Annotated in this window: 11 protein-coding genes; 4 read left to right on the top strand and 7 right to left on the bottom strand. The window is 57.4% G+C overall.

From position 1 onward, the window contains the following. Nucleotides 1–206: 206 nt before the first annotated feature. Nucleotides 207–488 carry a hypothetical protein gene (locus tag ACOYNV_RS22200; RefSeq protein ID WP_422901991.1) on the top strand — a complete coding sequence of 94 codons (282 nt, stop codon included), beginning with the start codon at nucleotides 207–209 and terminating at the stop codon, nucleotides 486–488. A gap of 96 nt (nucleotides 489–584) precedes the next feature. On the opposite strand, the gene ACOYNV_RS22195 is transcribed toward ACOYNV_RS22200, so the two are convergent. The 4 genes from ACOYNV_RS22195 to ACOYNV_RS22180 form a co-directional block, all read right to left on the bottom strand. Next, nucleotides 585–3,182 (bottom strand): bifunctional aconitate hydratase 2/2-methylisocitrate dehydratase, encoded by a 2,598-nt coding sequence (locus ACOYNV_RS22195; protein WP_422901990.1) that lies wholly within the window; start codon nucleotides 3,180–3,182, stop codon nucleotides 585–587. A 241-nt stretch (nucleotides 3,183–3,423) separates the two neighbouring features. Further along, nucleotides 3,424–3,648: an RNA-binding S4 domain-containing protein gene (locus ACOYNV_RS22190; RefSeq protein ID WP_422901989.1), complete on the bottom strand. Its 225-nt coding sequence runs from the start codon at nucleotides 3,646–3,648 to the stop codon at nucleotides 3,424–3,426. A gap of 108 nt (nucleotides 3,649–3,756) precedes the next feature. Next, nucleotides 3,757–4,428, bottom strand: a complete 672-nt coding sequence (trmB, locus tag ACOYNV_RS22185; RefSeq protein ID WP_422901988.1) for a tRNA (guanine(46)-N(7))-methyltransferase TrmB — start codon at nucleotides 4,426–4,428, stop codon at nucleotides 3,757–3,759. Between the two features lie 9 nt (nucleotides 4,429–4,437). Beyond that, entirely contained in the window at nucleotides 4,438–5,421 is a 984-nt protein-coding gene (locus ACOYNV_RS22180) for a tRNA dihydrouridine synthase (protein ID WP_422901987.1), read from the bottom strand. Nucleotides 5,422–5,975: 554 nt separating this feature from the next. Between ACOYNV_RS22180 and ACOYNV_RS22175 the strand changes: the two genes are divergently transcribed. Continuing rightward, on the top strand, nucleotides 5,976–6,548 hold the full coding sequence (locus ACOYNV_RS22175; protein WP_422901986.1) for a hypothetical protein: 573 nt from the start codon (nucleotides 5,976–5,978) through the stop codon (nucleotides 6,546–6,548). A 220-nt stretch (nucleotides 6,549–6,768) separates the two neighbouring features. Here the strand turns inward: ACOYNV_RS22175 and ACOYNV_RS22170 are convergent, their stop codons facing one another. Further along, nucleotides 6,769–7,380 carry a sensor histidine kinase gene (locus ACOYNV_RS22170; protein WP_422901985.1) on the bottom strand — a complete coding sequence of 204 codons (612 nt, stop codon included), beginning with the start codon at nucleotides 7,378–7,380 and terminating at the stop codon, nucleotides 6,769–6,771. Between the two features lie 3 nt (nucleotides 7,381–7,383). Further along, nucleotides 7,384–9,003: a tetratricopeptide repeat protein gene (locus ACOYNV_RS22165; RefSeq protein WP_422901984.1), complete on the bottom strand. Its 1,620-nt coding sequence runs from the start codon at nucleotides 9,001–9,003 to the stop codon at nucleotides 7,384–7,386. Nucleotides 9,004–9,249: 246 nt separating this feature from the next. On the opposite strand from ACOYNV_RS22165, the gene ACOYNV_RS22160 reads away from it, so the two are divergent. Continuing rightward, on the top strand, nucleotides 9,250–9,660 hold the full coding sequence (locus ACOYNV_RS22160) for a PilZ domain-containing protein (protein WP_422901983.1): 411 nt from the start codon (nucleotides 9,250–9,252) through the stop codon (nucleotides 9,658–9,660). A 707-nt stretch (nucleotides 9,661–10,367) separates the two neighbouring features. On the opposite strand, the gene ACOYNV_RS22155 is transcribed toward ACOYNV_RS22160, so the two are convergent. After that, nucleotides 10,368–11,153, bottom strand: a complete 786-nt coding sequence (locus ACOYNV_RS22155) for a GntR family transcriptional regulator (protein WP_422901982.1) — start codon at nucleotides 11,151–11,153, stop codon at nucleotides 10,368–10,370. A gap of 160 nt (nucleotides 11,154–11,313) precedes the next feature. On the opposite strand from ACOYNV_RS22155, the gene ACOYNV_RS22150 reads away from it, so the two are divergent. Next, a partial coding sequence (locus ACOYNV_RS22150) for a heterodisulfide reductase-related iron-sulfur binding cluster (RefSeq protein ID WP_422901992.1) occupies nucleotides 11,314–11,474 on the top strand: 161 nt, incomplete at its 3' end.

Here is an 11,474-nt window from a genome sequence, read left to right as displayed (position 1 = left end):
AAATTATTGGAAAAAAAAGGCAGGGAACTGTTTGGTAGAGATCAGGTTCTCTGAGTCTGGGCGCTCCCTGGTTCGATCTCAAGACAATCACCGAACGGCTCCGGCGACCCTTCGAACTGCACTTGATCTAATCCTGCTCAACACGCATCAACGGTGCGCAGGCCGCCATGACGGCGGCGGGGCCTGCTATCGCCCCGAGGCCGCGCATGATCCAGGTTGCAGATCGATCGCTCAGCAAAGCCAGACAAACCACATCAAAATCCGACAAAATGCGCATCGACATCGAATGCTTTGTGGCCGCAACCAGACAATGCGGAGCAAAAATATGTCATCGGGGTTTGCCGAGGTGTTCATGCGTCAATGCTGGCTCTGCGAAGGAGTTGCTTGGACACACGCATCAGCAAACAACAGAAATTTACTTGCGCGGTTTTGAAGTAAAAGAAGTCGATCCGGTGCGTCGGGAAACGCCTAAGAAACCGACCGACTGAGTGCCTAAGCGCAATTCAGTGCAAGTAAACAAAACAAAGGGTTAAAAGCACCTAAAACTGTAAAAGCCTTAGGCACCTTTAACCCCTCTTTACAGCTTAAACCTCAACAGTAGCAGCGGCTTCAGCGAAAGCAGCGATCTTGTCGAAGTTCATATAGCGATACACATCAGCGGCCTTGGCGTTCACCACCTTGACCTGTTCCATGTATTCGGCGACGGTCGGGATCTTGCCCATCAGGGCGCAGATCGAGGCCAGTTCGGCGGAGCCGAGGTAGACTTGGGTGTCGATGCCGAGACGATTCGGGAAGTTGCGCGTCGAGGTGGACATCGCGGTGCTGCCCTTGCGGATCTGTGCCTGGTTGCCCATGCACAGCGAACAGCCCGGCATTTCCATGCGCGCGCCGCTCTTGCCGAGGATGGCGTAGTAGCCTTCTTCGTTGAGAATCGCGGCGTCCATCTTGGTCGGCGGGGCAACCCACAGGCGGGTCGGGATGTCCGTCCGGCCTTCGAGCACTTTGCCGGCAGCGCGGAAGTGGCCGATGTTGGTCATGCACGAGCCGATGAAGACTTCGTCGATCTTGGTGCCGGCGACTTCGGAGAGCAGCTTGGCATCGTCCGGGTCGTTCGGGCAGGCGACGACCGGTTCCTTGACGTCGGCCAGATCGATTTCGATCACGGCGGCGTACTTGGCGTCGGCGTCGGCCTTGAGCAGTTCGGGCTTTGCGATCCAGGCTTCCATGGCCTTGATGCGGCGGCCGAGGGTGCGTGCATCGGAGTAACCGGTGGCGATCATCCACTTCATCAGGGTGATGTTCGAGGTCATGTACTCGATGATCGGCTCTTTGCCGAGTTGGATGGCACAGGCGGCGGCAGAACGCTCGGCGGCAGAATCCGACAATTCAAAGGCTTGTTCGACCTTGAGATCGGGCAGGCCTTCGATTTCGAGGATGCGACCGGAGAAGATGTTCTTCTTGCCCTGCTTGGCAACGGTCAGCAGACCCTGCTTGATGGCGTAGTAAGGAATGGCGTTGACCAGGTCACGCAGCGTGACGCCTTCCTGCAGCTTGCCCTTGAAGCGCACCAGAACGGATTCCGGCATGTCCAGCGGCATGACGCCGGTGGCTGCGGCAAACGCGACCAGACCGGAGCCCGCCGGGAAGGAGATGCCGATCGGGAAACGCGTGTGCGAGTCGCCGCCGGTGCCGACGGTGTCGGGCAGCAGCAGGCGGTTGAGCCAGGAGTGGATGATGCCGTCGCCCGGACGCAGCGCAACGCCGCCACGGGTGCTGATGAATGACGGCAGGGTACGATGTGTTTGCACGTCGACCAGCTTCGGATAGGCGGCGGTGTGGCAGAAGGACTGCATCACCATGTCGGCGGAGAAGCCGAGGCAGGCCAGATCCTTGAGTTCGTCACGCGTCATCGGGCCGGTGGTGTCTTGCGAGCCGACGGTGGTCATCTTCGGTTCGCAGTAGGTGCCGGGCAGGATGCCCTTGCCTTCTGGCAGACCGCAGGCGCGGCCAACCATTTTTTGCGCCAGCGTGTAGCCCGTGCCGGTATCGGCCGGATTCTGCGGCAGGCGGAACAGCGTTGAAACGGGCAGGCCAAGCGCTTCACGCGCCTTGGTGGTGAGGCCGCGACCGATGATCAGCGGAATACGGCCACCGGCGCGCACTTCGTCGAGAATCACCGGGGTCTTCAGTTGCGATTCGGCGATGACCTTGCCATTCTTGAGCGCGGTCACTTTCGTCGTCAGCGCATCAACCCTGAGTTCGATCTCGTCGCCCATGTTCATTTCTTCAACATTCAGCTCGATCGGCAGGGCGCCGGCATCTTCCATGGTGTTGAAGAAAATCGGAGCGATCTTGGAACCCAGGCAGAAGCCGCCGAAACGCTTGTTCGGCACAAACGGGATGTCTTGGCCGGTGAACCACAGCACCGAGTTGGTGGCGGACTTGCGCGATGAACCGGTGCCGACCACGTCGCCGACGTAGGCGATCAGGTTGCCCTTCTTGGCCAGCGCTTCGAGCTGCTTGAGCGGGCCACGGTTGCCTGGCTCGTCGGCTTCGATGCCCGGACGCGGGTTCTTGAGCATGGCCAGTGCGTGCAACGGAATATCGGGACGTGACCAGGCATCCGGTGCGGGCGACAGGTCATCGGTATTGGTTTCGCCGGTCACCTTGAATACGGTCAGCTTCTGAGAAGCGGGCACATCCGGACGCGAGGTGAACCACTCGGCGTCGGCCCAGGATTGCAGCACGCCTTTGGCATTTGCGTTGCCTTTATCGGCGAGCTCTTTCACGTCGTGGAAGAAGTCGAACACCAGCAGGGTCTTTTTCAGGGCTTCGGCAGCCACGGTGCCGACTTCAGCGTCGCCCAGCACGTCGATCAGCGGCTTGACGTTGTAACCGCCAAGCATGGTGCCGAGCAGTTCGGTGGCCTTGGCCTTGGAAATCAGCGCGCAGGATTCGGTGCCCTTGGCAACCTTGGCGAGAAATTCGGCCTTGACCTTGGCTGCGTCATCCACACCGGCAGGAACACGGTAGGTGATCAACTCGACCAGAGCGCTCTCTTCGCCCTTCGGCGGGTTTTTCAGCAGCTCAATCAGCTTGGCGGTCTGCTCGGCCGTCAGCGGCAGCGGCGGGATACCAAGCGCAGCACGCTCGGTAACATGGGCACGGTAGGATTCCAACATGGGTGGGCCTTTCTCAAAGGTTGCACGGGGCAAAAATTTCAAAATCCGTTAGACAACGGGCGGAATAAAAATTGTACTGCAAGGCGAAAATAGTGACATATCGGTTACAACACCTTGGATTGCCCACATTAAAGACGATCCGCAGGGAACATCAAAAAACAACTCTTATATATGATACAAGACAAGCGTGAAACTGTGAAGTCAACTCTACACAAATCGGGCTGATTTACCACCGACTGGCTCAGGAAATGGCCTCGGCAACCAGTTCAACCGTTTCGTCACCATAGCTGACCCGTTGACCGGGACGAAGCTTGGCGCGCTTGCGCGTGTCAACGCTTCCATCGACCAAGACCTGACCGGCCTCGATTTCAGAATGCGCGCGCCCGCCCGAAGGACACAGACCGGTGGCCTTGAGCAGTTGATCGAGCTGGATGTAGTCGCCACGAACCGGAAAAACGATGGGCATGAAAATCCTTTGTTGTTTTGGTGGCAGAAGCATTGCGTTGCACCCGTAATTTTCGCAGATTTTTCTGCCCAGAAAAATCCTTCCTGAATCACGGTCATCCGTATTTTTTCACGGTAGCTGAACGATCGCCCGAAACAAGGAATGGCCCGAGCTAAAATATTTTCGTTCGAAAGGGGTCAGGGCTTGATCCGGAACATACGGCTGGCACTCGGCTGGGCACTGCGTCAAGCGCTCAGCCGCGAAACAGAATTCTTCGATGTAGATCGGCCAGTTGCTGCGGCATTCAAGCACGCCACCCAATTCGAGCATGATCGGAAAAACCGGGTGACCATGCCAGCGCCGGCTCAGCTGGCCGATTTTCGGCCACGGGTTGGGATAGAGCAGGTAATGGCGCTCAAGACGGATGCCGGCATCGTGCAGCAGACGCCAGTAATCGACCAGATCGGCGCGCACCAGATCGAGGTTGGGCGGCAGTTCTGACTTTCCACCAGTGTTTCTGCTCAAACGCGATTCGGACTGGTCGACGCCGATGACGTAATGATCGGGAAAAGCCCTGGCCAGCGCGATGCTGCTCTCACCGACGCCACAGCAAGAATCGAGAATCAGCGGCGAGTTTGGAGCAACGCGCTCGCGACGTTCCAAACTCGCCGCGCAAGCCGCGCGGTTGTAATCGGCATAAGGCTTGCGAAAAACCGATCCGACGTGGCGATCAAGGAGCGTCGCCAGATGTTCGTGAATAGCGGTCTGGGCGCTGGTCGGCAGGCGGGAGTTAGCCAGCATAGGAAGCAATCAGGCGGCAGCGCGCAGTACGGGAACGCCATGCAACGCAAGCACGCGTGTGATTTCTTCGCTGCTGCGCAGAGGGCGAACCGCCATGTACAGCGCTTCGGCCTCGACAAAGGTGAGGCGCAGTGAGTTGAGCCACAGTTTGAGTCGCCCCGGCGCATGGTGCGCTGCAACCTTGACCTGAATAAGACGCCAGAAATCGGCAATCGAGGGTAATAGTTCCAGCCAGTCGGCAGCGCGATCAAGGCCGGGCTCATCACCGCCGACCAGCATGCGAATACGCCGGGCAAGAAAAGGATCAGCCACCGCGCCGCGCCCTATCATCACGTCCTCGCACCCACTCACCGCCCGGCAGCGGACGTAATCGTCCGGCGTCCAAACTTCGCCATTGGCCGTTACCGGAAGCTGAACCACATCCTGGATGCGCGCCACCCACTCCCAGTGTGCCGGCGGTTTATAACCCTCGGCGCGGGTGCGTGCATGTACCACCAGCGCAACGACGCCGCCGGACTCCAGCGCCAGCGCGCAATCGAGGGCCCTGGCCTTGTCATCGACACCAAGGCGCATCTTGGCGGTGAAGGGGATATGCGCCGGCACAGACTGCCGTACTGCCTCGGCGATGCGGAACAGACGCTCGGGATCGGCCAGCAGCATGGCGCCGCCGCCGTGAAGATTGACCGTCGGCGCCGGACAACCAAAGTTCAGATCGACGCCCGCCGGATTCAACGCACAGAGCTGGGCGGCGTTGTCAGCCAGACATTGCGGATCGCTGCCAAGCAGTTGCACGGCCACCGGCGTGCCGGCGCTGGTTCGGCTGTGATTGGCCAACTCCGGGCAGATGCGCTGGAAAGTCCGGGGCGGCAGCAGATTGCCGGAAACGCGGACGAACTCGGTTACCGCACCGTCGTAGCCACCGACGCGCGTTAACACGTCGCGCAGCACAAAGTCGGCGAGGCCCTCCATCGGTGCAAGTAGAAGTTTTCCCATAATTCAGAGCGTTTTCATAAGGGCCGGATTTTACCCGCTAGGAGCGCCCGCAAGCGGGAACTGTTCGTTACCTTGATCAGATGAACGAATCTGGCTCTGCACCCCAAAAGGAGCCAACCTATGGGCTTCAGGCTAATTGGCAATTGGCATATCAGAAATACCAACTCACTAACGGGCGTGGCTTTGTAAGGCGCTTAAAATAATGAAAGCCCTTCCCGCCTCCCTCCCTTGCAGGGCGCATTCCGGCTTGGTAGCCGGATCGCTCGTTTGGCACGGAGCATGCTGCGCGAATTCCCAACCTCGCTCCCCGACCCCTCTGATGAACCTGCTAGTAGCCACTCGACTACGCTGCCAAAGAGACGCCAAGTCGCTGGTTATCCCAGAGGGCAAGGGAAGGTTCGACAGTCGCAGCGCGACTTGCATACAAATGCTGGTCGGAAGGTCTGGCTGCGAAATTACTGCACAGTGGCGGCTAGCAAGTGGCGTATGCTATGGGCAGCCAGTTGGCCATCATCGCAATCGTAGCGGCAATGCCCTAACGAAAGGATTGACCTGTGAGTCCAGCGAAAATCAATGAACTCTTTGACACGCTTCGCGCGGCGTGTGCCCGCCAGTTTGGCTTTAATCCTCGGCGGATTACTGCGGGGATGCGTTATGTCGGCACAGAGGGCCATGGAAATGACCTTCTTCACATCTTCCGGGATGCCGGCACCCATTCACAGATGGCGCTGAAGAACACCTTCGTGACCTTGCGCGAAAAGCACGGCGATAAGCCGCATTGGACCGACGCCGAGAAGACCCACTACAAAAGTACCGATGCGGAGATCGACGCCGAGATCGCGGCCAAGCATGCAGAACTCGAATACACACGCAATTGCCCGCTCTACAAGGATCACCGCGAACAGTTGCTGTCGCACTACAAGGACTGGCCAGGCTATCAGGCGGGACGGCCGAACCCGCGCGAAGCGGCAAGAATGCTGGTCGGCACCCTGGCCGAAGCGCATGATCCGCGGTTGGCCGAGTTTGCGAAACACATGCACTCAAACGACCCTGAACATCTGGCACATCTGCTCTTGGCGCCTTGCCACATTGAGCTCGAAGCAGTCAGGGCTAAGCCGAGCGTATAAGGCCGCGCGCACGCGATCGGAACCTGATATTGGCCCTGCCTTACGTCGATTGTCGGCTACCGATCAGTCCGCCGCCGGCCAAAGCGCAAAGCCGTAATCAACGTTGAACCGCTCTATGCCGAAATGCTCGCCGCCGAGCGTGCAGCCGATACAGATAGAAGCCATCTCGACAAACTTGGCCTGAGCTACGAGCAGATGGTGGCGGCGCTCTGACTTGAATTTATCGTGGCAACAGCAGGCGAAAGACGGCGCCGTCCTCATTGCCTAACTCGATATAACCGTATTGCCCGGCATTGCTATGCAGAGCGGCAACCCGGCCGGCCAGATGCAGGCCGAGACCGGTGCCTTCACGGCTCAGCGGCTGCATGGCGACTGGCTGGCCCAGCATCGATTCCGGGTAGCCCGGGCCGTCGTCGCGCACCGTGAATTCCAGCCAGCCATGATGTTCGCGCGCCGCTATCAGTACCTGCTGCCGGGCGTGGCGCAAGGCGTTGTAAAGGGCGTCGAGCAGCACCATCCTGACCAGGCATTCATCGTAGAACCACAGCGTAGGCGCTGCGCTTGGATCAGCATGCACGGTCAACGCCGTCTGCTTGCCGATTTCAACGCTCAGTTCATCGAGCAGATCGGCCGGAGTCCGCGCGTCGATGTCGATCCCCAGGCTGCCTTTTTCCGCCTTGTAGCAGGCCAGCAAGCGCGTCAGGGTAGCCGCCGCTTCGAGCGCGCCGCGCAAGGTTTCACTGTCGCCTTTCTCTTCCGCCCGGCTGGCCATCACCGCCAGGCGGTTCTTGACGTCGTGAATGGCGAAGGCGGCGAGATCGACAAAGTCCATTACTTATTTTGCCGACGCGTATTTGTTGCGAATCTGGTTCATCAAATCGGTAATCTGGGCCAGTTTTGGATGCGTTGGACTTTGCGCCAGAACAGATTGCTCGAAGGCTTGAGCCGAGCGCAGCTTGACCGCGTCCAGACCGTTATTGAACATATCGAAAAGCAAGGCAACCGCAGCGTTGGAGACCACTTGCATATTGGTGGGCAAGCGACGCGCCGCCTCGGTCAGCATCTCGGCCGCCACCGACAGTTCACCGGCCTTGGCGAGCCGCACCGCCTCGTTATTGAGCTGGATGAATTCGCGAATGCTATCGCTGACCAACTGCTCGGCGATCTCTGGTGCACCGTTGTCACGCAAAACCGCCGATATACGACCATGCAGTTCCTTGGATTCAGGATTGCTTTGCACCAGGTTCTTCAGAATGTTTTGCGCCGCTTCCGGCTTGCCGGTGCTCAGGCAGGCCTTGGCTACAGCCATCGCCACGGCCTCGGGCAATTTGAACGGATCGACCTGCATGGCACGTTCAAGGGCTGCCGCTGCTTTTTCCGGATTGCCTGCTTTTTGCTGGGCGACGGCCTCGATGGCGGCCAGCAGTGGATTGTAGGCATCCGCTTTGAAGCTGGTGCGAGCCTCTTCAAGCAAGGCGACGGCCTTGAAGGGTTCACCCATTTCGGTCAGGGCGTTGCCAAGCCGGGCGAAATCTACCGTTTCGCGCAACGGCGAATTGCGGGTTTTTTTCACAACTTGGGCAAGCGCCTGTTCAACCCTTGAAAAATCGCCTTTTTCTTCAGCGACGGTGGCGATGGCACGATGCCGTGTCAATGAATTGGGCGAAATAAGGCAGGCGCTATCGAGTATGGCCATCGCCGAATCGGTATCGCCTGCCGCCCTGTGCAGATTGCCAAGCAGGTCATAAGCCGCCATCAATTTCGGTGACTCGACAATCAGTTCGTTCAGCGTTTCCTTGCAGCGCGCGGGATCGCCGCTTTGATGCAGCGCTCGAGCCAAGCCAAGTTTCGCCCACGGCATGGGGCGCAGGTTCAGCGCTTGCTGGTAGAACTCGATAGCGGCTTCGGCCCATCCGGCCTGGATCAAGGCATTGCCTTTGATGCGCATGACGTCAACCAGATAGCGATCCTTGGCGGCAATGATTTCATCACAAGCGGCAATAACTTCGCTCCAATCGCCCTTGTTCTGCATCTGATCCACTTTGGCCAGCCTCTTTTTCTTCTCGAACAGGCGCTCCAGACGCATTTTCAGTGCTTCGGCTGTGAACGGCTTGAGCAGGTAGTCGTCGGGCATGCATTCAGCAGTCGTCACTACATTCTCGTAGCTTTTCTCGGCAGTGATCATCACAAACACCACACCACGGCCAATGATGTTGCGGTTGCGCAGGAATTCGAGGAATTGTTGCCCGTCCGTTCCACCGGCCAGGTAATAGTCACAGAGGATGACATCGAAGGCGTTGGCATTGAGTTGCTCCAGCGCGTCCTTCACATTGCTGCTGACCGAGATATTGTCACACCCCAGGCTGCCCACCTGACTGCGCAACGTAGTACGCATTTCTGGCATGTCGTCGAGGATGAGAATGCGTTTGTCGCTGTAAGGAGTCTGGATGGCCATGGCAATATGTTTGTTAAGGGATCAGGGAAAGTATGCCAGCAAAAGGACAGGGAATTCAACCACAACAACCGGAATAAATTCACGCCCGGCAACCGGGCCAATGCCTTGCTTGCCGAGCGTGAAGACGCTCTTTCAGGAAATAATTTTTCAACATTGGGCTAAAATGGTATCTCTGTTTGAAGCTTCGAGCGTATTCTCAGTTCCTCCCCGCGCAACTCATGCACCGACTCACCCTCCCGAAATGGCATGACATGCAACGCTTTTGCTGCGTATTCCCAAGTTCATATTGGCCTGACTCACCCGCCTCTTCGTTGCCTGCATATTGATATGACTGGCAATTCAACCGAAACAAAAAGAGGAACGCCGAGGAAGCCATTGCGTGCGCGTGGGCAGGTGGCTGCCACTGGCACTCCCGTTCAATCCGGGGTGACTATTGACATATCAGTGGACGGAATCAGCATGATGCTCGCCGCGCAGGTTGCCGATGGCGCCGCGTGTCACATCAGATTTGAAATCCCCGACGGCGGCGCCACAAAGGTCATACAAGCGTCGGCAAAGGTGACTTACTGTGTTTGCGTCGGGCAGCAGGGGTTCCGGGTCGGCTTCAACTTCAGCGCCATTGACCATTCGAGGAGTCAGTTGATCAATGCACTTTGACTTGGGTAAGCAAGGGGTATGGGTTGGGTAAGGGCGTTGGTGACCAGAACAAACAAACAAATACACTGATGCGCTGAAACGAAGTATCCGGTTTTCTGTATTTTCAAGTGGCTCGATGATCGCCCGGTGACGCACAAGGCAAAACCTGAAGATAGTGCGGATTTCAGCAGATGCCGCGAAACACCCGTAAATAGGCGATCTTCAGCCTGTATGCCGTGGATGCCTCATGAACATTGACTCCTGTGGTACATACCCCCAAGATGGCCGTCCTTATTGACTCCCAGACATTCTTCTTTCGGGAAATCCGCAATTGCCCTGCAGTGATTGTGCTTGATCTACATCCTGAGCGCTTCGCCTGAGCCTGCTCAGAAGCTGTGAAAAAAATACCCGGCCCCCACCGCAAAGGCGCAAAGGAGCAAAGGTTTCGCAAAGAAAACCTTTTCAAACAATGGGGTTCCTCTGCGTTTCCTTTGCCCCTTTGCGCCTTTGCGGTGGATTTATGAATTTTTCACAGGCTCTCAGGCCGCAACCGTGGATCCATTTCGCCTTTATCGGCAATCCTCCAACGCTTGAGGTTGGGCGAAACCGATCGAGGGATTGCCCGGACGAGTGCTGGTCATGATGCTTTCGTCGACAGCAACCATGATTCGCTTGGTCATTTTTTACTCAAGGCCCCTGGCGGTTGATTCAACCTGTCTTTGGCCAAATCAGGAAGTAAATGACTTGGAAAAATCAGCTTGCAGACGCCGTTCTGCCGTTTCGCGTCGCGAGGCGGAAAGCAGCGACTGGGCCAGTGATTCACGAACGAAATCAATGTGAGCTTCCGCCGCCGAACGTGCTTCTACCGGCCTGTGTTCGAGGATCGCGTCATGAATGGCGGCGTGCTGGCTTTTCAGCGCCGAACTTGCGGCTGGAATGGTTTTCAACTCTTCAAGGCTGAGACGGATGTTGTCGTGCATCAAACGCAGGAGCGCTGCCGAGAGATGGCCGATCACGATGTTGTGCGTGGCTTCACCGATGGCTTGATGAAAAGCGATATCCGTGCTGGATTGGCGGTTCAGATCATCCGCGTCAAATGCCGAATTCATTGCATCAAAAGCCTGGGTCAGGCGCGTCAGATCGGCATCGGTCGCCCGCTCGGCGGCCCATTCGGCAGCCTGCCCTTCCAGCATGTGGCGGAATTCAAGCAGGTCTTCACGCAGATTCGGATGGGTTCCCATCATGTCCTGCCAGGGGTCCAGGAAGGTCGACTCCAGGCGGTCGGTCACGTAGGTGCCGCCGCCCTGGCGGCTCTGAACCAGGCCTTTGGAAGCCAGTTTCTGAATGGCCTCACGTAGCGAAGGACGCGACACGCCCAGTTCAATGGCCAGTTCGCGCTCCGCTGGCAATCGATCACCCGGTTTTAGCGAACCTTCAAGAATCCGGCGTTCCAGTGATGCAGCAACAGCGCCGGAAATGCGAGGAACCTGGAAATTGCTTATCGGTTTGGACAAAGCGTTCACTCAATTGGTAAGACCAATTTATTCTAAAGAACATGATGACTTACTGCAAGCGTGAAAAAACATTCATTTGCATGTTGATATAACTCCCACGGAGAAATACATTCCATAAAACGTAATTTGTTGGTATGACCAATTTACCAAAGGATCCGGAATGCAAAGAACTACCGAAAGCAGCCAGCGCCCGAAGGACATTTATTTCTTTGCCACCTGCCTCGTTGACCTTTTCTGCCCCGAGGCCGGGATGGATGCCATCACCTTGATCGAACGCGAAGGCATCACCGTTCATTTCCCGGAAAACCAGACCTGCTGCGG

Origin of the sequence: Propionivibrio sp., from assembly GCF_049316945.1 — a bacterium.
Taxonomy (GTDB): Bacteria; Pseudomonadota; Gammaproteobacteria; order Burkholderiales; family Rhodocyclaceae; genus Propionivibrio.
Note: the sequence above shows the minus strand (reverse complement) of the source record. Positions and strands in the feature narration are given on the sequence as shown.

Bases quoted from the DNA above. Each gene is read 5' to 3' on its own strand.
- ACOYNV_RS22195 (WP_422901990.1), bottom strand. From the start codon at position 3,182: ATGTTGGAATCCTACCGTGCCCATGTTACCGAGCGTGCTGCGCTTGGT.
- ACOYNV_RS22160 (WP_422901983.1), top strand. From the start codon at position 9,250: ATGACATGCAACGCTTTTGCTGCGTATTCCCAAGTTCATATTGGCCTG.
- ACOYNV_RS22165 (WP_422901984.1), bottom strand. From the start codon at position 9,003: ATGGCCATCCAGACTCCTTACAGCGACAAACGCATTCTCATCCTCGAC.
- trmB (WP_422901988.1), bottom strand. From the start codon at position 4,428: ATGCTGGCTAACTCCCGCCTGCCGACCAGCGCCCAGACCGCTATTCAC.
- ACOYNV_RS22180 (WP_422901987.1), bottom strand. From the start codon at position 5,421: ATGGGAAAACTTCTACTTGCACCGATGGAGGGCCTCGCCGACTTTGTG.
- ACOYNV_RS22200 (WP_422901991.1), top strand. From the start codon at position 207: ATGATCCAGGTTGCAGATCGATCGCTCAGCAAAGCCAGACAAACCACA.
- ACOYNV_RS22190 (WP_422901989.1), bottom strand. From the start codon at position 3,648: ATGCCCATCGTTTTTCCGGTTCGTGGCGACTACATCCAGCTCGATCAA.
- ACOYNV_RS22170 (WP_422901985.1), bottom strand. From the start codon at position 7,380: ATGGACTTTGTCGATCTCGCCGCCTTCGCCATTCACGACGTCAAGAAC.